The sequence below is a fragment of the Streptomyces sp. NPDC005151 genome (genome assembly GCF_053599875.1).
Genome location: NZ_JBSFYR010000037.1, coordinates 43,223 through 65,075, shown reverse-complemented (window position 1 = coordinate 65,075; position 21,853 = coordinate 43,223). Strand labels below are relative to the sequence as shown.

The following is a 21,853-nucleotide window of genomic DNA, read 5'->3' as shown; positions in this document are numbered from 1 at the left end:
GCCAGGTGCAGGTGCAGGCGCAGGACGAGGACCGGGAACCGCGGCGCGGCCGACCGCGCAGTGCGGCGGCGGAGCAGGCGATCCTGGACGCCGTGGGCCGAGTACCAGTGCACGGTGATAGCACCGCGCCGGGTCGCGATGGTGGCGGCCGTGCGGCGGGCGGTCGAAGCGGGCGAACTCCGGGCGGACCTGGATGTAGAGCTGATGGACGACCTGTTCGTCGGTCCCATGCTCGTACGGACCATTCACCGGCCCGACGCGTCACTCCCGGAGGACCTCGCCGACCGAATCATCCGGACGCTGGTCGAGGGCCTGGCGCCGCGCTGGGCTCCCGACACCACCCCGGTCCCCGCCCGAGCAGCCGCCCCCACCACCCTTCCGTCCGGCAAAAGCGCAGGCCAGGCCTGACACGCGCGGCCCTGCCCGAGTGTGAGCGTTGTGTCACAACGCCCCACAAGATCCGTCCGGCCGGAACCCGCCGGACCACGCCCTTCGTCCTCGTGGCAGTACGGCCGTCGTGGACGGCAGGAAAGGCGTTGCTCATCGCCTAGGGTCGGGGAGCGCGGCGATGGGTACGGCGAAGCAGTGAGGACAGCGCAATGGTGCAGGCGTACAGGGCGGACACCGGGAACGGCAGCGCGGGACCGCAGCGCACCGGGTCCCGCTTCCGGAACCTGCGCGACAGATGGACCAGTGGCAAGGGCATGTGGCGGCGCGGCATCGTCCTCGCCGCCTGCGCGGTACTCCTCACCCTGGTGATGGTGTTCCACGCGGAGATCCCGAACACCATCGGCAACCTCGGCAGCCTCAGCGAGACGTTCCTGCCGTGGATCGGCGTGTTCGTCCCGCTGCTGCTGATCCTGGGCCTGGTGCGTCGCTCGGCGACCGCGCTGATCGCCCTGCTGCTGCCGGTCGTGGTCTGGCTCAACCTCTTCGGCGGGCTGCTCACCGACAAGTCGGGCAGCGGCGGTGACCTCACCGTGGCCACCCACAACGTCAACGCCGACAACCCCGACCCCACGGGCACCGCCCGGAAGGTCGCGGGCTCCGGCGCCGACATCATCGCTCTGGAGGAGCTGCCGAGCGGCCAGGTGCCGACGTACGAGGCGGCGCTCGCCGACCGCTTCCCGTACCACTCGGTGCAGGGGACCGTCGGCCTGTGGAGCAAGTACCCGATGAGCAAGACCCGGCCGGTCGACATCAAGATGGGCTGGACCCGGGCGATGCGTTCCACGGTGACGACGCCCAAGGGTGAGGTCGCCGTCTATGTGGCCCATATGCCGTCCGTACGGGTCAAGCTGCACGCCGGATTCACCGCCAACCAGCGCGACGACAGCGCGGACGCCCTGGGCGAGGCCATCGCCGACGAACGCCTCGGCAGGGTGATCCTGCTCGGTGACCTCAACGGCACGATGAACGACCGCTCGCTCAACGAGGTCACCTCGCAGATGAGGTCCACCCAGGGTGCGGCCGGCGACGGATTCGGCTTCAGCTGGCCGGCGTCGTCCCCGATGGCCCGGATCGACCAGATCATGGTGAAGGGGGTCGAGCCGATGTCGTCGTGGACGCTCCCGGCGACGGACAGCGACCACCTCCCGATCGCCGCCCGCGTCGAACTCTGAGATCTGCCCCGTCGGGGGGTTGTGCAGGGTACACATCTTGTGAGGGGGGTCGTGGAGATCGCGGATATTATTGCCCCTCATGTCCATAAATACTGCACTCATCGAGTGGAGCTTCTCTGTCGTCGAACGGCGCGCGGATCAGCTGAGCAAGTACTTCTACGCTCACCTGTTTCACCACAACCCTGGCGTCCGCCACATGTTCCCGGAGCAGATGGACGAGCAGCAGGACCGGCTCTTCGCCGCCCTCACTGCGGCAGCCATGAACACCGCCGACCCCGAAGCCCTCGTGGCGTACCTGCGCCCCCTCGGCTTCGACCACCGCAAGTTCGATACCCGTCCCGAGCACTACCCGGCCGTGGGCGCCAGCCTCATCGCGGCGCTGAAGATGTTTGCCGGCGACGCCTGGACGCAGGAGATCGAGGAGGCGTGGGTCGCGGCCTACGGCCTCATCTCGCAAGTGATGATCGCTGCGGCCGAAGAGGTCCCCGCGTCGACGCCCCGCTGGTGGGACGCGGAGGTCGTCCACCACGAGCTGCGCACCGATGACATCGCGGTTCTCACGGTGCGCCCGCACCTTCCCTATCCCTTCGAGGCCGGTCAGCACGCCGCGCTGACCGTGCCCGAGGCGCCCCAGGTCTGGCGCCCGTACTCGATCGCCAACGCTCCGCGCATCGACGGCACCCTGGAATTCCATGTGCGCCGCATCGAGCGCGGCCGACTGAGCACCGCACTGGTGGACCGGGTCCGCTCCGGAGGCAGCGTCCGTCTCGGCCCCGCGACCGGCAGCATGACCCTGCCGCCCGATTCCGGTCACGGTCTGCTGTGCGTGGCCGGGGGTACCGGATGGGCGCCGGTGAAGGCGATCATCGAGGCGGCCGCGGCCCTGCCCGGGCCGGGCGAAGTGAGGCTCATCCTCGGCGCCCGCACCGAGCGCGAGGTCTACGACCTCGACGGCCTGGAGCGGCTGGCCAAGACGTACGACTGGCTGGACGTCACAGCGGCGCTGCCACCGGAGGGCGGGGAACCGGAGGACGCCGACGCCGAACTGCTGCGACAGGTCGGTGAGTACGCCCGTAACCGACCTGGCCGCCAGGTCTACGTCAGCGGACCCTCGGGCATGGTGCGCGCTGTCGAGATGCAGCTCGGGGCGCTCGGCTTCGATCCTGACCACATACGCAGCGACGCCTACATCCACCAGCACGGCACCGACGGGCCGACGTCCCCGGCGGAGTGGTTCCTGAGTAAACGCGACATCCCATGGATTCACTCCCGGTAGACACGCGAGGGATGTCGCCGCTCACCCCGACTCGCGCCACCGATTGGTGATCGGCAGCCGCCGGTCCTTGCCGAAGCCCTTCGGGGAGATCTTCGTGCCTGGCGGGTACTGCCGCCGCTTGTACTCCGCCGTGTCCACCATCCGCAGCGTCCTCGTCACCAGCGTCTCGTCGAACCCGGCCGCCACGATCGACTCCAGCCCCAGGTCCCGGTCGACGTACAGCTCCAGGATCCGGTCCAGCACGTCGTAGTCGGGCAGCGAGTCCGTGTCGACCTGGCCGGGCCGCAGCTCGGCGCTGGGCGGCTTGGTGATGGACGCCTCCGGGATCGGCGGGGTCTGGCCGCGTTCCTCCGCGGCCCGGTTGCGCCACTTCGCCAGCCGGAAGATCGACGTCTTGTAGACGTCCTTGATCGGCCCGTACGCGCCGACGGAGTCCCCGTACAGCGTCGAGTAGCCGACCGCCAGCTCCGACTTGTTGCCCGGCGCGAGGACGATCTGGCCCTCCTGGTTGGAGACGGCCATCAGCATCGTGCCGCGCAGTCGCGACTGGAGGTTCTCCTCGGCGAGACCGGTGAGCCCCAGCGACTTCATGTACGCGTCGAACATCGGCTCGATCGGTACGGTGCGGAAGTTCAGCCCGGTGCGGCGCGCCAGCTCCGCCGCGTCGCCCTTGGAGTGGTCCGAGGAGTACTTCGACGGCATCGAGATGCCGTACACGTTCTGCGCGCCCAGCGCATCGCACGCGATGGCCGCGACGAGCGCCGAGTCGATCCCGCCGGAGAGCCCGATCAGCACACTGCTGAAACCGTTCTTCGCGGCGTACGCACGCAGACCCACGACCAGCGCCGAGTACAGCTCCTCGTCGTCGTCGAGCCGCTCGGCGTAGCCGCCGGTCAGCTCCGCCTCGTAGGCGGGGAGAGGCTTGTCGGAGAGGACCACATGGTCGATCCGCAGTCCGTCGTTCACCACCCCGGACGGCGCCTCGGGCGCCGCGGCGGGCAGCTCCAGGTCGAGGACGACGCAGCCCTCGGCGAACTGCGGGGCACGGGCGATCACGTCGCCGTCCCTGTCGACGACGATCGAGTCGCCGTCGAAGACCAGCTCGTCCTGCCCGCCGATCATCGCCAGATAGGCGGTGGTGCAGCCGGCCTCCTGGGCCCGCTTGCGGACCAGTTCCAGCCGGGTGTCGTCCTTGTCCCGCTCGTACGGCGAGGCATTGATCGACAGCAGCAGCCCGGCCCCGGCGGCGCGCGCGGCCGGCACCCGGCCGCCGTCCTGCCAGAGGTCCTCACAGATCGCGAGCGCCACATCGACACCGTGGACCCGCACGACGGGCATCGAATCGCCCGGCACGAAGTACCGGAACTCGTCGAAGACCCCGTAGTTGGGCAGGTGGTGCTTGGCGAAGGACAGCGCGACCCGCCCGCGGTGCAGCACCGCGGCGGCGTTCTGCGGAGAACCGGCAGGCTGGCCGTAGCGCGGCTGGGCCTTCTCGGAACGGTCGAGGTAACCGACGACGACCGGCAGCTCCCCGAAGCCCTCCGCGTCGAGGCGGGCGGCGAGCGCACGCAGCGCGTTCCGCGACGCCTCGACGAAGGACGACCGCAGGGCCAGGTCCTCGACGGGGTAACCGGTCAGCACCATCTCGGGGAACGCCACCAGGTGGGCGCCCTGTTCGGCGGAGTGCCGGGTCCAGTGGACGATCGCCTCGGCGTTGCCGGCGAGGTCACCGACGGTCGAGTCGATCTGATTCAGTGCGAGGCGTAGTTGAGGCACGCGCCTCAGTGTAATCGTCTTTCTGACGCGATGTCCTGGCGGGCCGCACTTCCGCTGCCGCGGCCGACGCAGCCCTTGCCGCGGCCCGCCAGGACCGGGTCAGCGGCGGTAGCCGAGGACCGTCATCATGTTCATGTTCGAGTGGTAGACGTTGTGGCAGTGGAGCATCCACAGCCCCGGGTTGTCCGCGTCGAACTCCACGGCCACCGACCTGTTGGGCAGGACGATCGCGGTGTCCTTGCGCACCCCGGGAGCCCTGTCCAGCACCGAGCTCGGTCCCGCACGTCCCGCGAGGGCGAACGTGTGCCCGTGCAGATGGATCGGGTGCCACATCTCCGTGATGTTGTAGAACTCCAGCCGGACCCGCTCGCCCGCCTTGACCGGATGACGCTGACCGGGGTCGTACTTCTTGTGGTCGAAGCCCCAGTCGAACGCCCTCATGCTGCCGGTCATCTTGATCCGGATCGTCCGGTCGGGCTCGCGGGCGGCCAGCGCCACCGACTCGTCCGATTTCAGCTCGAAGGCCGACACCAGCTGCCCGGTCAGCTCCTTGGGCCGCACGGAGGCGGCCGGTGCCGCGCCACCGCCGGTACGGAGCAGGGCCAGCGCCGACGCATTCTTGCCCTCGGCGACCGCCGTCAGCGGGAACACCCCGTCCCGGGCGGTGACCAGCACGTCGTACCGCTCACCCATGCCCAGCAGCAGTGCGTCCGTCGTGGTGTGCCGGACCGGGAAGCCGTCCGCGTGGGTGATGGTCATCCGGTGGCCGCCGAGCGCGACGCGGAAGGGGGTGTCGCCGCCCCCGTTGATGATGCGCACCCGGATCCGGTCGCCGGGCTTCGCGGTGAACGTGGTCGGGTCCTTCGGGATGCGGCCGTTGATCAGGTAGTACGGGTAGTCGACATCGCCCGCGTCGCCGCCGAGCAGTTCGCTCGTGGCGCCCCCCAGCACCCGCGAGGGCCCGGACCCGGAGCGGGGCTTGTCATCGGCCCCGGAAGACCCGTGATCCATGCCACCCATGCCGTGGCTGAGCTCGGCGAGCACCGCCTCCGGAGTGGAACCCTCCACTCCGTCGACCCAGTCGTCGAGCACGACGACCCACTCCCTGTCGTACGACAGGGGCTCCTTCGGGTTGTCGATGATCAGTGGTCCGTACAGACCGCGGTCCTGCTGGACGCCCTGGTGCGGATGGAACCAGTACGTCCCCGACTGCGGCACCGCGAAGCGGTACGTGAACTCCGCGCCCGGTTTGATGGCCGGCTGGGTCAGCTCGGGAACACCGTCCATGTCGTTGCGCACATGGAGGCCGTGCCAGTGCAGGGTGGTCGACGTCGGCAGGTGGTTGGCGAGGGTGACTGCCAGGGTGTCGCCCGCGGTGATCCGGACTTCCTTGCCGGGGAGCCGGTCCCCGAAGGACCAGGAGCTGACGGTGAGCCCGCCGCCCAGATCGAGGCGGGCCGGGGTGGCAGTGAGGTTGATCTTCCGTACGGGGCCGGAGCCTCGCTTCGCCTCGACCGCCGCGACCTCCGCGTCGCCGGGAGAGATGTACTCTCCGCGGCTCCTCGACGCGGGCGACGGGCTGTGGCCCATGGCGTCGTGATGCGTGGGGCCGGGGTTCGCGGCGTGCCGTTCCGCGTCCGTACCACTGGAGCAGGCGGCCAGAACTCCGGTGCCGGCCATGGCGATTCCGGCGCCGAGCACGGCGCGTCGAGTGGGTTGAGTGGGCATGGCTGGAACACCTCTGATGCTGTCGGTGCGGGCTGAAGGAGGGATGCGGAGCGACCCGCTCCTATATCCGAAGCACCGACAACCGGGCGGGAACCGTCACGGCGGGCGGGGGGCCGGACCGCAGCGCACGCGACAACAGCGCTCCGGCGGCCACGAGGAGATGCTCCGCGGTCCGGAGCGCCATCAGCCGGCCGGCGAGCAGGGCGAGACCCCAGGCGCCCAGCACGGCGAGACAGACCGCCATCGGGTCCGTGCCGTCGCCCAACGGCGTCGGCGGGACGGAGGCGTGCTCCACCGAGGGCTCCGTCATGGAGCTCGCCGGGTGTATCCCCTCAGCTCCCTGGTCCCGCACGTGGTCCGTCGTCACCACAGCCTCATGGCCGCTGTGTTCCGCCGGATGCCCGACGGTGTGCATGGTGAAGATCCCGAACAGCAGCGCGGCAAACAGCAACAGCTGTCCGTACATCGCACTCCATTTCGGGCCCATGTCAGGGACCCTACCCCCGCTGGGTATACCGCGCACGCGGGCCCGGCACCCCCCGTTTTCATGGGTGCCGGGCCCGCGGTGACGCGCTGCCGAACGCCGGTCAGCCGCGGGCGTAGACCTTCTCCGCCCAGCCCGCGATCTGGTCCTCGGAGAGGTGCCGGGCGAGGTCGGCCTCGCTGATCATGCCGATCAGCATCTTGTTCTCGATCACCGGGAGCCGGCGGATCCGGTGGCTCTGCATCTCCTCCAGAACCTCGTCCACCTCTGCGTTCGCATCGATCCAGCGCGGCGTTCCCTGGGCGAGTTCACCCGCGGTCACCTTCGACGGATCGTGGCCCATCGCCACACAGCCGACCACGATGTCGCGGTCCGTGAGGATGCCGACCATCCGGTCCTTCTCGCCGTTGGCCGAGATCGGCAGTGCGCCGACGTTGTGTTCGCGCATCATCTGGGCGGCGCGGTCGAGCGTCTCGTGCGCGGGGATCCACTGGGCCCCGGTGTGCATGATGTCCTTGGCGGTGGTCATGAGGAATTCCTCCTGGTGCCGATGGGCACTGCGGTCCGACCCCGAGCGAACCCATCGTCATGGGCCCGTTCGGGGTGCGCGACCGCTATCACCCATTCGGGTGCATCCATGCCGCTGCGGGAACCGGCGGAATGCCTCAGGACCTGGGCTTCGCCCCGCGCGCCGCCAGCATCTGCGCCATCGCGTCCAGCTCGGACTGCTGAGCCTCGACCATGCCCCGGGCGAGCCGCTTCTCCGCCTTCACCGTGCAGAGCTCGGCGCAGCCGCGCGCCATGGCGACGCCGCCCTTGTGGTGGTCGGTCATCAGCTGCAGGAACAGGATCTCGGCCTGCTTGCCGCTCGCCTTCCTGAGCCGGTCGAGTTCGGTCCGGGTGGCCATGCCGGGCATGAGGGCGCCGTCATGCGCGGTGAAGGCGCCGTCCGACCCGCCCGCGTCCTCCATGCCGCCCATGCCGCCCATGCCGTGATCACCGTGCGTGCCGTGTCCACCATGGGTCGTCATCCACCCCATCGGCTCCTGCCCGGCGGCCGCCTTCGGCAGCTCCCACAGATCCAGCCAGCCGAGCAGCATGCCCCGCTGATTGGCCTGGGTATTGGCGATGTCGTACGCGAAACGGCGTACCTCCTCGTCCTGCGTACGGTCACGCACGATGAAGGACATCTCCACGGCCTGCTGGTGGTGGACCGCCATGTCGCGGGCGAACCCTGCGTCGGCCGAGTCCGGGCCGGGCACCCGGACGGCCGCGGGGGCCGCTCCGGGCTGCTTCCCGTCCGCCGTGTCGTCCCGCGCCGAGGCGACCGTTGCCACCCCCGCGAGGAGCAGCGCGAGGGCGACGGCGGAACCGGCCACCCACTGTTTCGTACCGGTCACTGAGACCCCAGCCCGCCCGTGCACGCCGCACCCGGCTCCGGGGTCTGTTCCCCCTGCACGAACTTGGCGAAGAACCGGCCGACCCGCGGGTCATCGGCGCTGTCCACGGTGACCTGCTTGCCCCAGGCACTCAGCATGATCGTGCCGGCCTGGTCCTTGTACGGGCTCATCAGCGAGTACGGCGTCTTCCCGACCAGGGCCGCGAGCTCGGCCACGTCGGCGGCCGACGCCTTGTCCGTGTACGTCACCCACACCGACCCGTGCTCCAGCGAGTGCACGGCGTTCATGTCGGGGATCGCCTTTTTGTATACCTCGCCGTCGCAATTCATCCAGACGGGGCTGTGGTCACCGCCGACCGGAGGCTTCATCGGGTACGTGACCGTCTTGGTGACGTGGTCGCGGGTCAGCTTCTTCGCGTCCCAGGTCTTGAGCCCCTCGATCGGCTCGGCGGCCAGCCCCTTCTTCTCCGCCGCGGACGCCGTCGCCTCATCGGCCGCGACGGCGTCCCTCTTGTCCGCAGCCTCGGACCTGTCCAGCAGCGCGTAGGAACCGAAAGCGACCAGACCGGCGACGACAAGGGCGCTCAGCCCTATGGCGAGGGCACGGTTGCGACGGTCGCGTGCACGGTCGGTGTTGCGCATCTGCTCTATGCGGGTCCTGCGGTCGAAGCTCATGTCGTCTGATCCTTCGGTCCTTTTGCGAACGGGCGGGGAGGGACAGGAACGGGTCGGGAAACCGGCGGGCACGGGGCAGCTGCGACGCCGCTCCGCCCCCGGGGCCTCTCCTTCGGAGGCCCCGCACACCATGGCCGCCGATCGTAGTGGGTGGCCGAGTGCTCCATCTCACGTCAAGTGCGTAATCTGGGTGAAATCCCGGGTCGTGATACTGGAGTCTCTCCCCTATCCCGGGCGGTGGTGCACAGACCGTCTGAACTGCAAGGATGTGGCTATGGACAAGCAGCAGGAATTCGTCCTCAGGACACTTGAGGAGCGCGACATCCGCTTCGTGCGCCTGTGGTTCACCGACGTGCTCGGGTACCTCAAGTCCGTTGCCGTGGCCCCCGCCGAGCTGGAACAGGCATTTGACGAGGGGATCGGCTTCGACGGCTCGGCCATCGAGGGCTTCGCCCGGGTGTACGAGTCCGACATGATCGCCAAGCCGGATCCGGGCACCTTCCAGATCCTGCCCTGGCGTGCGGAGGCCCCCGGCACCGCGCGGATGTTCTGCGACATCCTGATGCCCGACGGTTCGCCGTCCTTCGCCGACCCGCGCTATGTGCTCAAGCGCATCCTTGCCAGGACCTCCGACCTGGGTTTCACCTTCTACACCCACCCGGAGATCGAGTTCTTCCTGCTGAAGAACAAGCCGGTCGACGGCAGCCGCCCGACCCCCGCCGACAGCTCCGGCTACTTCGACCACACCCCGCAGAACGTCGGCATGGACTTCCGCCGCCAGGCGATCACCATGCTCGAATCCATGGGCATCTCCGTCGAGTTCAGCCACCACGAGGGCGCCCCCGGCCAGCAGGAGATCGACCTGCGGTACGCGGACGCGCTGTCGACCGCCGACAACATCATGACCTTCCGTCTCGTCATGAAGCAGGTGGCGCTGGAGCAGGGCGTGCAGGCGACGTTCATGCCGAAGCCGTTCTCGGAGCACCCCGGCTCCGGCATGCACACCCACCTCTCCCTCTTCGAGGGCGACCGCAACGCGTTCTACGAGTCGGGCGCCGAGTACCAGCTCTCCAAGGTCGGCCGCTCCTTCATCGCGGGCCTGCTGAAGCACGCCGCGGAGATCTCCGCCGTGACGAACCAGTGGGTCAACTCGTACAAGCGCATCTGGGGAGGCTCCTCGCGCGCCGCGGGCGCCGGCGGCGAAGCCCCCTCGTACATCTGCTGGGGCCACAACAACCGTTCCGCGCTGATCCGCGTCCCGATGTACAAGCCCGGCAAGACCGGTTCGGCCCGCGTCGAGGTCCGCTCCATCGACTCCGGTGCCAACCCCTATCTGACGTACGCGGTGCTGCTCGCCGCGGGCCTCAAGGGCATCGAGGAGGGGTACGAACTCCCGGCGGGCGCCGACGACGACGTGTGGGCGCTGTCCGACGCCGAGCGTCGCGCGATGGGCATCGAGCCGCTGCCGCAGAACCTGGGCGAGGCGATCTCGCTGATGGAGAAGAGCGAACTGGTCGCCGAGACGCTCGGCGAGCACGTCTTCGACTTCTTCCTCCGCAACAAGAAGCAGGAGTGGGAGGAGTACCGCAGCGAGGTCACGGCCTTCGAGCTGAAGGCACTGCTGCCGGTGCTGTAACCGCAGGTCGGCGCTGTCCGAGCGAACGTACGCGGCTTCGGGCCGACGGTTCCGTACCGTCGGCCCGAAGCCGTTTCACCCGCCCTGGACCGCCTGAACTACACGCGGGCGGATGCGATGTGAACCGACGGTGACTCGCGTCACGACGGTTTTCGAGAACTCAGTGCTGGAGCGCGACCTTGGCGGCCACGATGATCAGCCCGAGCACCAGGTTGACGGCAGCGACGGACGCCACCGCACCGCGAGAGGCGCCGGCCCGGATGACAGTGGCACTCGCCCAGCCGACCTGCTGGACCACAGCGATGCCCAGCGCGAGCCATGCCGCCCCTTCGAGACCCAGACCCAGGAGCGGACTGATCGCGACAGCGGCGGCCGGCAGGAAGGCCGACTGCACGATCGGCCACTCGCGAGCGCAGACGTGGCGGATCTCCCGCCACGTCATGGCCTGGTGCCTCAACCGGTCTCCGACAAAATCGGCGTAGACGTGCGCGGCCCAGAACACCCCACCGGTGCACAGCAGAAGCACCACGAGCTCAAAGCGCGGATGGTGGCCGAGCGTGCTGGCCCCGGCCACCACTGATGCGGCCAGGAGCGAGCCGTAGATTGCGCCCGTGTAGTCGGTCCGGACCGCATCGGGCGGTTGACGGGCGTTCGGTTCATCCAGAGAGGTGCGGTGCGCCACCTGTCCAGGATCGCAAGAGAGGCCGGATCCTGCCATTGCACCGCTGCGGCTCGCTCCGGGCCCGGAGTGGATGCACGCCGACGCAACCAACAGTCAGGATCAAGCTGGACCGGTTGAGCCGGCGGGGTGATCAACCGGGGCCGTAAGCCACCATTCGGCGTTGCCGGGCGGACTTCGAACGCCCGGTGCGCTACCGAAGTCGGCGGTGGCGCCCCTCGCTGAAATCGCGGCGCAGGACTGAGAACTTCGAGGGCCGGCAGATCGAGCGGCAGCATCGCGAAGCGATCCGGCACACCCGCGCGAACAACACCTCGGCGGCAGTCCACAGCCGGTTCCACGACGGCGGTGGCGGCCGCCGTTCGTGACCGGCCGTCCACGCGTACCGCCCGGCCCGGCCCGTGGCAGGCACCGGGACTCGATTCAGGTAGTGTTGCCGACCCCAGCACGGGGACAGACCGAGGAGGTGAGACCCATTACCGCTGTATCAGGCTGGGTGCTCACCTCTCACGATTGCGTGGTCGGACCGGTATAGGCGGACCGCGGAGCACCCATCGGCATTCCGAAAGGCTCCGCTCCATGTCGCTTTCCTCGACACCGCTCCCTTACTCCGTCATCGTCACCAGACTTCGCGCCGCCGGCTGTGTATTCGCCGAGGACGAGGCGGAGTTGATCCTCTCCACAGCCGTGGACCCGGCCGAACTCGCGGCCATGGTCGACCGGCGGACAGCCGGGCTCCCCCTCGAACACGTCCTCGGCTGGGCCGAGTTCCGCGGTCTGCGGATCAGCGTGGACCCCGGTGTCTTCGTCCCCCGGCGCCGTACCGAATTCCTCGTCGACCAGGCCGTCGGCCTCGTCCGTCCCTCGGACGGACCCGCCGTCGTCGTCGATCTGTGCTGCGGTTCCGGTGCGCTGGGCGCCGCGCTCGCCGCCGCCCTGGACCTGGTCGAGCTGCACTCCAGCGATGTCGAACCCGCCGCGGTGCGGTGCGCGCGCCGTAATGTCGCCGGCGCGGGGGAGGTGTACGAGGGCGACCTCTTCGAACCGTTGCCCGCCTCGCTGCGCGGCCACGTCGGGATCCTGCTGGCCAATGTGCCGTACGTACCCAGCCAGGACGTCGAACTCCTGCCCGCGGAGGCTCGGATCCATGAACCGAGGGTGGCGCTCGACGGTGGGGGCGACGGGCTCGACGTGCTGCGCAGAGTGACTGCCGAAGCGCCTCGGTGGCTGGCGCCGGGCGGGCATCTGCTGGTCGAGACGAGCGAACGGCAGGCGGCGCGGGCCGAGGAGACCGTCGCCCGGAGCGGGCTGATTGCGCGGGTGGTCACCTCCGACAAGCTGTACGCGACCGTCGTCATCGGCACGAAGCCCGTTACCGGGAACGGCAGGTAGCCGGTCCCGCGGCGCCTGAGCGGTTCTCGCTCAGGCGCCGCGTGATCCGTCGGCGCGCTTCCCCGGGGACGGCGGTGGTACGGGACCGGCGTGGAACACGGCCGTCTGCCGACCACAGGCGGGCGGTGGCCCCTTGCCGCTGTACTCGTGCTGCAGCTCGGCGACGGGTTCGGGTCCGGACATGGTCGCGCCCTCCTGATACAGGTCCTGCAAGCGATCGTGCCTGCGAAGTACGGACCGCGCACTCGCTACGAATTCATCGGCGCAGGGCTAGGCTCGGAATGCTGGGACGGGAACGGGCGGCGAGCAGGAGAGTACGGAATGACGACGGTGCCGGGGCGCAGAAGCAGTACGTTCACCCGACTGCTGCGGCACGGTTTCACCGACCCCGCCGCCGCCGAACGGCTGCTCGACCTGCCCGCCCTGGCGTCCGTGCGCACCGATCCGGTGCTGCTCGACGCGCTCGGGGCGACCGCCGACCCCGATCTGGCGCTGCGCGGACTCGTCCGGCTGGTGGAGGCGGAGGACGCCGACGAGCGGCAGATGCTGCTGGACACGCTCGTCTCCGCCAAGCCGCTGCGGGACCGGCTGCTCGGGGTGCTCGGGGCGTCCGAGGCGCTCGGCGACCATCTGGCCCGGCACCCCCGCCACTGGCAGGCGCTCGTCATGTACGAGGCGAAGGACCTGCACCCCGGGGTAGCCGAATTCGAGCACGAGCTCGGGGGCGCCCACGACCCGGACACGCTGCGCATCGCCTACCGCCGGTGCCTGCTGGCCATAGCGGCCCGGGATGTGTGCGGTACGACGGACGTCGCCGAGACCGCCGCCGAACTCGCCGACCTGGCGACCGCGACCCTGCGGGCCGCGCTCGCCATCGCCCGGACGGCCGCACCCGCCGACGCCGCCCTGTGCCGGCTGGCGGTCATCGCGATGGGCAAGTGCGGCGGACACGAACTGAACTACGTCTCCGACGTCGACGTCATCTTCGTGGCGGAACCGGTCGACAGCTCGGAGGAGAGCAGGGCCATCCAGGCCGCCACCCGGCTGGCCGCGCACATGATGCGGATCTGCTCCGAGACGACCGTCGAGGGCACCATCTGGCCGGTCGACGCCAACCTCCGGCCCGAGGGCCGCAACGGACCGCTGGTACGGACGCTCTCCTCGCATCTCGCGTACTACCAGCGCTGGGCCAAGACCTGGGAGTTCCAGGCGCTGCTCAAGGCCCGGCCGGTGGCCGGAGACCCCGAACTGGGTGCGGAGTACGTCGAGGCCGTCTCGCCGATGGTCTGGCAGGCAGCGGACCGGGAGAATTTCGTCGGCGACGTACAGAAGATGCGCCGCCGCGTCGTCGACAACATCCCCGCGGACCGCGTCCACCGCGAGATCAAGCTCGGGCCCGGCGGGCTGCGGGACGTCGAGTTCGCCGTACAGCTGCTGCAGCTCGTGCACGGCCGCAGCGACGCGTCCCTGCACAGCGGCTCGACCCTGGACGCCCTTCGGGCGCTCGCCGGGGGCGGTTACGTCGGCCGGGTGGACGCCGTGCAGTTCGACGACGCGTACCGCTTCCTGCGCGCCATGGAGCACCGCATCCAGCTCTACCGGCTGCGCCGCACCCACCTCGTGCCCGAGGGCGAATCGGACCTGCGGCGGCTCGGGCGCTCCCTCGGGATGCGTATGGACCCCATCGCCGAGATCAACCAGGCGTGGAAGCGGCACGCGTCCGTGGTGCGGCGGCTGCACGAGAAACTGTTCTACCGGCCGCTGCTGGACGCCGTCGCCCAGCTCGCACCCGGCGAGACCCGGCTCAGTGCGAAGGCCGCCGAGGTCCGGCTCGAAGCGCTCGGATACGCCGATCCGGCTGCCGCGCTCCGGCACCTGGAGGCGCTGTCGTCCGGGGTGTCCCGCAAGGCAGCGATCCAGCGGACCCTGCTGCCGGTGCTGCTCGGCTGGTTCGCGGACTCCGCCGACCCGGACGCCGGGCTCCTCGGCTTCCGCAAGGTGTCCGACGCGCTCGGCAAGACCCCCTGGTACCTGCGGCTGCTGCGCGACGAGGGTGCGGCGGCGGAGAACCTCGCCCGCGTCCTGTCGGCCGGCCGGCTCGCCCCCGACCTGCTGCTGCGGGCGCCCGAGGCGGTGGCGATCCTCGGCGACCCGCAGGGGCTGAAGCCGCGTAGCCGGAATCACCTGGAGCAGGAGGTGCTGGCCGCGGTGGGGCGGGCCGAGGACGCCGAGTCGGCGGTCGCGGTGGTCCGCGGTGTGCGACGGCGCGAACTGTTCCGTACGACGGCGGCGGACCTCATCGGCTCGTACGGCACGGAGGAGAACCCCGCGGAACCCGACCACGGCGCACTCGTCGACCGGGTCGGTAACGCGGTCACGGACCTGAACGCGGTCACCATCGCGGGCGCGCTGCGCGCCGCCGTACGCGAACAGTGGGGCGACACCCTTCCCACCCGGTTCGCCGTCATCGGCATGGGCCGCTTCGGCGGTCATGAACTCGGTTACGGCTCCGACGCCGACGTCCTGTTCGTGCACACACCGCGCGAGGGCGTCGACGAGCAGGAGGCGACCCGGGCCGCCAACACCGTCGTCGCCGAGATGCGCAGACTGCTGCAGCTGCCTACCACCGACCCGCCGCTGATCATCGACGCGGATCTGCGGCCGGAGGGCAAGAGCGGACCGCTGGTGCGCACATTGAAGTCGTACGACGCGTACTACCGGCGCTGGTCGCTGGTCTGGGAGAGCCAGGCCCTGCTGCGCGCCGAACCCATGGCGGGTGACGCGGAGCTCGGCCGCGACTTCATCGAACTGATCGATCCCCTGCGCTATCCGATGGAGGGGCTGGGGGAGGACGCGGTCCGCGAGATCCGCCGCCTCAAGGCCCGGATGGAGTCCGAACGGATGCCGCGCGGCGCCGACCCGACGCTCCACACGAAGCTGGGGAGGGGCGGGCTGAGCGACGTCGAGTGGACGGTCCAGCTGTTGCAGATGCAGCACGGCTGGGTGGAACCGGGGCTGCGCACGACCCGCACGCGCGAGGCGCTGGCCGCGGCGTGCGCGGCGGAACTGATCTCCGGCGAGGACGCACAGACGCTGGACGAGGCATGGGTACTGGCGACCCGGGTCCGCAACGCGGTGATGCTGGTGCGTGGACGCCCGGCGGACACGTTCCCTTCGGGGCCGCGGGAGCTGACGGCCGTGGGGCGGTACCTGGGGTACGAGCCGGGGCACGTGGGGGACATGCTGGACGACTACCGGCGGATCACGCGGCGGGCGCGCGCGGTGGTGGAGGAGCGGTTCTACGGGGCGTGAGGGGACGGGGCGGAAAGGCGTCCTCACAAGCCGGACGGGCTCGTACGGCCGGCCCGGCCGGCACATTCGAGCCCGTCCTGCGAGGGAGACCGGAGGCGTTCACCGGCGCACCGGTGCCTCCGTGGCCGGTTGGCCCGCCCCGATCGGCGTCCCCGCGCTCAGCCCTGCCAGGCGTGCCCGCCCGCGCGGCACCTGCACCCGCTTCGGGAGGTGGTGCGGCAGCGCCCCGTACCAGGCGTACGACACCGCGAAACCGAACGTCAGGCAGGCCATCCCGCCCATCGCGTCGAGAAAGAAATGGTTGGCCGTCGACACGATCACGACCAGGGTGACCGCCGGGTAGAGCAGGCCCAGGATCCGCGCCCAGGGCGCAGACGCCAGCGCGAAGACGGTCAGCCCGCACCACAGCGACCAGCCGATGTGCATGGACGGCATCGCCGCGTACTGGTTCGACATGTTCTTGAAGTTGCCCGAGGCCATCGAACCCCAGGTGTGGTGCACCAGCACGGTGTCGATGAAGTGCCCGCCGTTCATCAGACGCGGCGGCGCGAGCGGATACAGGTAGTAACCGAGCAGTGCGACACCCGTCGTTGCGAACAGCGCCAGACGCGCTGCCGCGTAACGGCCGGGATGGAAACGGAACAGCCACACCAGCACACCGATGGTGACGATGAAGTGCAGTGTCGCGTAGTAGTAGTTCATCGAGACGATCAGCCATGTCACGGAATTCACCGCGTGGTTGACTGTCTGTTCGACGGCGATGCCCAGGAACCTTTCCATCGACCAGAGCCAGTCGGCATTCGCCAGGGCCGCGGCCTTCTGCTCGGGGACAGCGTTGCGCACCAGCGAGTAGAGCCAGTAGCTGACCGCGATCAGCAGGACTTCGAACCAGATGCGCGGCCTGCGGGGGGACCGCAGCGAGCGCAGTCTCGCCGGCCTGTCGTTCCGCTTCGCCTCGAGGGCCGCCTCGTCCACGATGGGTGACGGGGGGGCCGCCGTTCGGCCTTCCTGTGACTTCACGCTCAATTCACCCATAGGCATCGATTCTGCCAGACGCGTCCCTCTGCCCGATCATCCTCCGGTCGGGTTCCGGCTGCACATGATGCACCTTACGGGCGGGCGTGCGACCCTGGGGCCATTCCGGAAGCGGCGGACGGATCCGGGCCGGGGCCCGCGGCAGTTGAACCGCGTACGACCAGTTCCGGCATGAAGACGAACTCGCTGTGCGGAGCCGGTGTGCCGCCGATCTCCTCGAGCAGGGTGCGGACCGCGGCCTGACCCATCGCCGTGACCGGCTGCCGGATCGTCGTCAGCGGCGGATCGGTGAACGCTATGAGCGGCGAATCGTCGTAGCCGACGACCGACAGGTCGCGCGGCACCTCCATCGACAGCCTGCGCGCGGCCCGGATCGCTCCGAGCGCCATCATGTCGCTCGCGCACACCACCGCCGTGCACCCGCGCTCTATCAGCGCGGAGGCGGCCGCCTGGCCGCCCTCCAGCGTGTACAGCGAGTGCTGGATCAGCCCCTCCACCTCGTCCGAGGTGAGGTTCAACTGCTCCTGCACGGTGGCGCGGAAGCCCTCGATCTTCCGGAGTACGGGAACGAAACGCTTGGGCCCGACCGCCAGACCGATCCGCTGATGGCCGAGCGACACCAGATGCGTCACCGCGAGCCGCATCGCCGCCCGGTCGTCGGGCGAGATGAAGGGCGCCTGCACCTTCGGCGAGAAGCCGTTGACCAGGACGAAAGGGACGCCCTGGGCGCGCAGTTGCTCGTACCGCTGCATGTCGGCCGAGGTGTCGGCGTGCAGCCCCGAGACGAAGATGATGCCGGAGACGCCACGGTCGACGAGCATCTCGGTGAGCTCGTCCTCGGTGGAACCGCCGGGTGTCTGTGTGGCCAGCACCGGGGTGTAGCCCTGCCGGGTCAGCGCCTGGCCGATTACCTGGGCGAGCGCCGGGAAGATGGGGTTCTCCAGCTCGGGCGTGATCAGTCCGACCAGCCCCGCGCTGCGCCTGCGCAGCCGTACCGGCCGTTCGTAGCCGAGGACGTCGAGCGCGGCGAGTACGGATTCGCGGGTGGCTGCAGCAACACCGGGTTTGCCGTTCAGTACACGGCTGACCGTAGCTTCGCTGACCCCCGCCTGAGTTGCGATATCGGCAAGCCGTGCGGTCATGGAAGTGGACTGTACCGGGCGTATGTCGGATTGCCCACCATGCACAGGAATCGGGCGACCGGACCCGTACGGCCACGCACGGCGACCGCGTGCACCGGTGGGTGACCTCGTCCCGGAGCATCGTCGCGGACAGGGCTGTCGCAACATCTTGCAAGGACTTGCGAAGGAGTCATGCTGCCTGCGATCAGATCGTCGCACTGCGAAATCAGCCGCCTTCGCCTTCTCCTGCCGGGGGCGGGGTGCTCCCGTCAAGAGGCTTGACGGCAACCTTGAGGACACGCGAATGTAACGATCGTCGAAGCTTGCAGAAATCTTCCGCAAGGTCTTTCGGCCTTCTTTCATCCTTGTTACGTTCACGTCGACCCGGCGCCGCGACGGAGCGGTACGGCAGTTGAAGGAGTTCACAGATGCGACGTGGCATAACGGCCACCGCCCTGGTCGCGGCCCTGGCGCTCGCGGCGACCGCCTGCGGCAGTGACGACAAGTCCGACGGCACGAGCAAGGGCTCGGGCGAGCTCTCCGGCACCGTGACGTGGTGGGACACCTCCACCGTGGGCAGCGAGGACAAGGTCTTCAAGAAGATCGCCGAGGACTTCGAGAAGAAGCACCCGAAGGTGGACGTCAAGTACGTCAACGTGCCCTTCGGTGACGCGCAGAACAAGTTCAAGAACGCTGCCCAGTCCGGCTCCGGCGCCCCCGACGTGATCCGCTCCGAGGTCGCCTGGACCCCCGAGTTCGCGGACCTCAGCTACCTGGCCCCGCTCGACGGCACCTCCGCGCTGAAGAACCAGGGCGACTTCCTGAAGCAGGCCGCCGCGTCCACCAAGTACAACGGCAAGACGTACGCGGTGCCGCAGGTCATCGACTCCATGGGCATCTTCTACAACAAGAAGATCTTCAAGGAGGCCGGCGTCGAGGTCCCCAAGACCATCGACGAGCTGAAGACCGTCTCCAAGAAGATCAAGGACAAGACCGGCAAGACCGGCATGTACCTGCGCGGCGACGACGCGTACTGGTTCCTGTCCTTCCTGTACGGCGAGGGCGGCGACCTCGTCGACGCGTCCACCAAGTCCGTCACCGTCGACAACCCGGCAGGCGTCAAGGCGATGAAGGTCGTCAAGGACCTCGTCGACTCCGGTGCGGCCAAGACCGACGCGACGGACGGCTGGGAGAACATGCAGTCGTCCTTCAAGGACGGCAAGGTCGCCATGATCATCAACGGCCCGTGGGCCGTCGCCGACACCTACGCCGGCAAGGAATTCCAGGACAAGGCCAACCTGGGCGTCGCCCCGGTCCCGGCCGGCTCCGCCGGGCAGGGCGCCCCGCAGGGTGGTCACAACCTGGCCGTCTACGCAGGCTCCAAGAACCTCGACGCCTCCTACGCCTTCGTCGACTACATGACGTCCGTGGAGACCCAGGCCAAGGTCACCAAGGAGCTGAACCTCCTGCCGACCCGTACCTCCGCCTACGCGAAGGAAGAGGTCGTCAACAACGAGATCGTCGGCTTCTTCAAGCCGGTCGTCGATACCGCCGTCGAGCGCCCCTGGATCCCGGAGACCGGCAGCCTCTTCGCCCCGCTCGTCACCGAGTACACCAAGGTCCTGACCGGCCAGACCACGCCTGAGAAGGGCGCCAAGTCCACCGGTGACTCCTACCGCAAGCTCCTCAAGGGCTGGAAGTAACTCAGGAAGGCAGGCCGACTGATGGCTGTCCACACCAGCCAGTCGGTGGCGAAGGCCGCGGGCGACGACGTCGCCCGCGGCCGGAGCCGCGGTACTGGTAACCCTCCAACACCGAGCCGGCTCCGGCGGGCGCTGTCGACCCACTGGTACGCCTGGACCATGGTCGCCCCGGTCGTCGTCGTGATCGGCGTCATCATCGGCTATCCGCTGGTCCGCGGCATCTACCTGTCGATGACCGATGCCACCGAGCGCAACGTCGCCCGGTCCATCGGTGTCAACCACATGCCCGCGACGTACAAGTTCGTCGGTCTGGACAACTACGCCGACGCGCTCACGGGCGACCAGTTCCTCGGCACGCTCGGCTGGACCCTGGTGTGGACGGTCTCCTGCGTGGCCATCACCTTCTCCCTCGGCATGGCTCTCGCCAACATCCTCAACCGCCGGATCGCCGGCCGCTCCGCGTACCGGATGGCACTCATCCTGCCCTGGGCCATTCCCGGCTTCGTCTCCGTCTTCGCCTGGCGCTTCCTCTACAACGAGGACCGCGGGCTGCTCAACAAGATCCTCTCCGGTGCCGGGATCGACGGCATCCCGTGGCTGAACGACCCGACCTGGGCGAAGTTCGCCGTCATCGCCGTCAACGTCTGGCTCGGCGTGCCGTTCATGATGGTCGCCCTGCTCGGCGGACTGCAGTCGATCCCCAGCGAGCAGTACGAGGCCGCCGAGATGGACGGCGCCACCGCCTGGCAGCGGTTCCGCCACATCACGCTGCCCGGGCTGCGGCCGGTCTCCACCACGGTGATCCTGCTGTCGACCATCTGGACCTTCAACATGTTCCCGGTGATCTTCCTGCTGACCCGCGGCGGACCCGGCGAGGCCACCCAGATCCTGGTCACCCAGGCGTACAAGTTCTCCTTCGAGATCAGCCCGCGCGACTTCGCGCAGTCCTCCACGTGGGGCGTGCTGATCCTCGTCCTCCTGATGCTCTTCGCCGCGGTCTACCGGCGAGTCCTCCGCACGCAGGGAGATAACTGGTGACCACCGCCCCCGCACCCACCGCGCGCCACTCGGTGCGCAAGGCCAAGGTCCGGCTCCGCGGCGAACGCTCGCCGCTCGCCTCCGTCGGACTGCACCTCACGCTGATCGTGGCGTCCGTGATCGCCGTGTTCCCCGTGCTGTGGGTCCTGCTGACCTCACTGAAGCCCGTCGCGTACGCGACGACGACGGACTTCTTCAAAGAGACCACGTTCGAGAACTACACGAACCTGATCAAGGACACCGAGTTCCTGACCTGGTTCGGCAACTCCCTGGTCATCGCCGCGCTCACCACCGTCCTCGGCGTCTTCGTCTCCGCCACCACCGGCTACGCCGTCAGCCGCTTCCGGTTCCCCGGCAAGCGCGGGCTGATGTGGACGCTGCTGATCACCCAGATGTTCCCGGTCGCCGTCCTCATTGTGCCGATCTACAACATCATGTCGGGCCTGGGACTGCTCAACCAGCCCGCCGGCCTCGTCATCACGTACCTCACCATCGCGGTGCCGTTCTGCGCCTGGATGATGAAGGGCTTCTTCGACACCATCCCGCGCGAGATCGACGAGTCGGGGCAGGTCGACGGCCTCACCCCGTTCGGCACGTTCTGGCGGCTGATCCTGCCGCTCGCCAAGCCCGGCCTCGCCGTCACCGCGTTCTACTCCTTCATCACCGCCTGGGGCGAGGTGGCGTACGCCTCCGCCTTCATGGTCGGCGACGAGAACCTCACGCTCGCCGGCGGACTGCAGAAGTTCGTCAACCAGTACGGAGCCCAGTGGGGGCCGATGACTGCCGCGTCCGTGCTCATCGCGATACCCGCGGCCCTGGTCTTCCTCTTCGCCCAGCGCCACCTGGTGACCGGCATGTCCGCCGGGGCCGTCAAGGGCTGACGTACGCAGCAGCACGGCCGTACGACCGCACGCACCACGTCACGGCGGCGCCGGATGCCCGACCCGGTCCCGGCGCCGCTCCCCACCCAGACACCC

At 69.2% G+C, this 21,853-nt stretch carries 18 protein-coding genes and 1 pseudogene; 9 read left to right on the top strand and 10 right to left on the bottom strand.

What is annotated here, in order from left to right:
- Positions 1 to 36 precede the first annotated feature (36 nt).
- The 3 genes and pseudogenes from ACWD6R_RS20970 to ACWD6R_RS20960 all read left to right on the top strand — a co-directional run.
- Positions 37 to 408: pseudogene (locus ACWD6R_RS20970) on the top strand (TetR-like C-terminal domain-containing protein); the annotation flags it as partial.
- 296 nt (positions 409 to 704) lie between these two features.
- Positions 705 to 1,622 (top strand): endonuclease/exonuclease/phosphatase family protein, encoded by a 918-nt coding sequence (locus tag ACWD6R_RS20965; protein WP_451820077.1) that lies wholly within the window; start codon positions 705 to 707, stop codon positions 1,620 to 1,622.
- Between the two features lie 79 nt (positions 1,623 to 1,701).
- On the top strand, positions 1,702 to 2,898 hold the full coding sequence (locus tag ACWD6R_RS20960) for a globin domain-containing protein (RefSeq protein ID WP_451820072.1): 1,197 nt from the start codon (positions 1,702 to 1,704) through the stop codon (positions 2,896 to 2,898).
- A 21-nt stretch (positions 2,899 to 2,919) separates the two neighbouring features.
- Here the strand turns inward: ACWD6R_RS20960 and ACWD6R_RS20955 are convergent, their stop codons facing one another.
- The 6 genes from ACWD6R_RS20955 to ACWD6R_RS20930 all read right to left on the bottom strand — a co-directional run bounded on the left by ACWD6R_RS20955 (position 2,920) and on the right by ACWD6R_RS20930 (position 8,960).
- Positions 2,920 to 4,674, bottom strand: a complete 1,755-nt coding sequence (locus ACWD6R_RS20955) for an NAD+ synthase (protein WP_451820071.1) — start codon at positions 4,672 to 4,674, stop codon at positions 2,920 to 2,922.
- Positions 4,675 to 4,773: 99 nt separating this feature from the next.
- Positions 4,774 to 6,402, bottom strand: coding sequence for a multicopper oxidase family protein (locus ACWD6R_RS20950; protein WP_451820070.1), 1,629 nt, complete (start codon positions 6,400 to 6,402; stop codon positions 4,774 to 4,776).
- A 61-nt stretch (positions 6,403 to 6,463) separates the two neighbouring features.
- Positions 6,464 to 6,889, bottom strand: coding sequence for a hypothetical protein (locus ACWD6R_RS20945; RefSeq protein WP_451820069.1), 426 nt, complete (start codon positions 6,887 to 6,889; stop codon positions 6,464 to 6,466).
- A 100-nt stretch (positions 6,890 to 6,989) separates the two neighbouring features.
- Positions 6,990 to 7,415: a CBS domain-containing protein gene (locus ACWD6R_RS20940; protein WP_451820068.1), complete on the bottom strand. Its 426-nt coding sequence runs from the start codon at positions 7,413 to 7,415 to the stop codon at positions 6,990 to 6,992.
- A 136-nt stretch (positions 7,416 to 7,551) separates the two neighbouring features.
- Positions 7,552 to 8,265: a DUF305 domain-containing protein gene (locus ACWD6R_RS20935; RefSeq protein ID WP_451820067.1), complete on the bottom strand. Its 714-nt coding sequence runs from the start codon at positions 8,263 to 8,265 to the stop codon at positions 7,552 to 7,554.
- A 17-nt stretch (positions 8,266 to 8,282) separates the two neighbouring features.
- A complete protein-coding gene (locus ACWD6R_RS20930) occupies positions 8,283 to 8,960 on the bottom strand; it encodes a DUF3105 domain-containing protein (protein WP_451820066.1) in 678 nt (225 codons plus the stop codon).
- 274 nt (positions 8,961 to 9,234) lie between these two features.
- On the opposite strand from ACWD6R_RS20930, the gene glnA reads away from it, so the two are divergent.
- Positions 9,235 to 10,596 (top strand): type I glutamate--ammonia ligase, encoded by a 1,362-nt coding sequence (gene glnA, locus ACWD6R_RS20925; RefSeq protein ID WP_451820065.1) that lies wholly within the window; start codon positions 9,235 to 9,237, stop codon positions 10,594 to 10,596.
- 160 nt (positions 10,597 to 10,756) lie between these two features.
- Here the strand turns inward: glnA and ACWD6R_RS20920 are convergent, their stop codons facing one another.
- Positions 10,757 to 11,278, bottom strand: coding sequence for a hypothetical protein (locus ACWD6R_RS20920; protein WP_451820064.1), 522 nt, complete (start codon positions 11,276 to 11,278; stop codon positions 10,757 to 10,759).
- A 576-nt stretch (positions 11,279 to 11,854) separates the two neighbouring features.
- On the opposite strand from ACWD6R_RS20920, the gene ACWD6R_RS20915 reads away from it, so the two are divergent.
- Positions 11,855 to 12,667, top strand: a complete 813-nt coding sequence (locus tag ACWD6R_RS20915; protein ID WP_451820063.1) for a putative protein N(5)-glutamine methyltransferase — start codon at positions 11,855 to 11,857, stop codon at positions 12,665 to 12,667.
- Between the two features lie 30 nt (positions 12,668 to 12,697).
- On the opposite strand, the gene ACWD6R_RS20910 is transcribed toward ACWD6R_RS20915, so the two are convergent.
- Positions 12,698 to 12,850 carry a hypothetical protein gene (locus tag ACWD6R_RS20910; protein WP_451820062.1) on the bottom strand — a complete coding sequence of 51 codons (153 nt, stop codon included), beginning with the start codon at positions 12,848 to 12,850 and terminating at the stop codon, positions 12,698 to 12,700.
- 138 nt (positions 12,851 to 12,988) lie between these two features.
- Between ACWD6R_RS20910 and ACWD6R_RS20905 the strand changes: the two genes are divergently transcribed.
- Positions 12,989 to 15,979 carry a bifunctional [glutamine synthetase] adenylyltransferase/[glutamine synthetase]-adenylyl-L-tyrosine phosphorylase gene (locus tag ACWD6R_RS20905; protein WP_451820061.1) on the top strand — a complete coding sequence of 997 codons (2,991 nt, stop codon included), beginning with the start codon at positions 12,989 to 12,991 and terminating at the stop codon, positions 15,977 to 15,979.
- Between the two features lie 99 nt (positions 15,980 to 16,078).
- On the opposite strand, the gene ACWD6R_RS20900 is transcribed toward ACWD6R_RS20905, so the two are convergent.
- Positions 16,079 to 17,014 carry a phosphatase PAP2 family protein gene (locus ACWD6R_RS20900; RefSeq protein ID WP_451820060.1) on the bottom strand — a complete coding sequence of 312 codons (936 nt, stop codon included), beginning with the start codon at positions 17,012 to 17,014 and terminating at the stop codon, positions 16,079 to 16,081.
- Positions 17,015 to 17,088: 74 nt separating this feature from the next.
- On the bottom strand, positions 17,089 to 18,156 hold the full coding sequence (locus ACWD6R_RS20895; RefSeq protein WP_451820059.1) for a LacI family DNA-binding transcriptional regulator: 1,068 nt from the start codon (positions 18,154 to 18,156) through the stop codon (positions 17,089 to 17,091).
- Between the two features lie 407 nt (positions 18,157 to 18,563).
- Here ACWD6R_RS20895 and ACWD6R_RS20890 point away from each other — a divergent pair, with 407 nt between their 5' ends.
- Genes ACWD6R_RS20890 through ACWD6R_RS20880 form a run of 3 tightly spaced genes read left to right on the top strand, consistent with a single transcriptional unit; the run spans position 18,564 to position 21,757 of the window.
- Positions 18,564 to 19,838, top strand: a complete 1,275-nt coding sequence (locus ACWD6R_RS20890; protein ID WP_451820058.1) for an extracellular solute-binding protein — start codon at positions 18,564 to 18,566, stop codon at positions 19,836 to 19,838.
- Between the two features lie 21 nt (positions 19,839 to 19,859).
- Positions 19,860 to 20,876 (top strand): carbohydrate ABC transporter permease, encoded by a 1,017-nt coding sequence (locus ACWD6R_RS20885; RefSeq protein ID WP_451820057.1) that lies wholly within the window; start codon positions 19,860 to 19,862, stop codon positions 20,874 to 20,876.
- Positions 20,873 to 21,757, top strand: coding sequence for a sugar ABC transporter permease (locus tag ACWD6R_RS20880; protein WP_451820056.1), 885 nt, complete (start codon positions 20,873 to 20,875; stop codon positions 21,755 to 21,757). The genes ACWD6R_RS20885 and ACWD6R_RS20880 overlap by 4 nt, the downstream gene beginning before the upstream one ends.
- Positions 21,758 to 21,853: the final 96 nt, after the last annotated feature.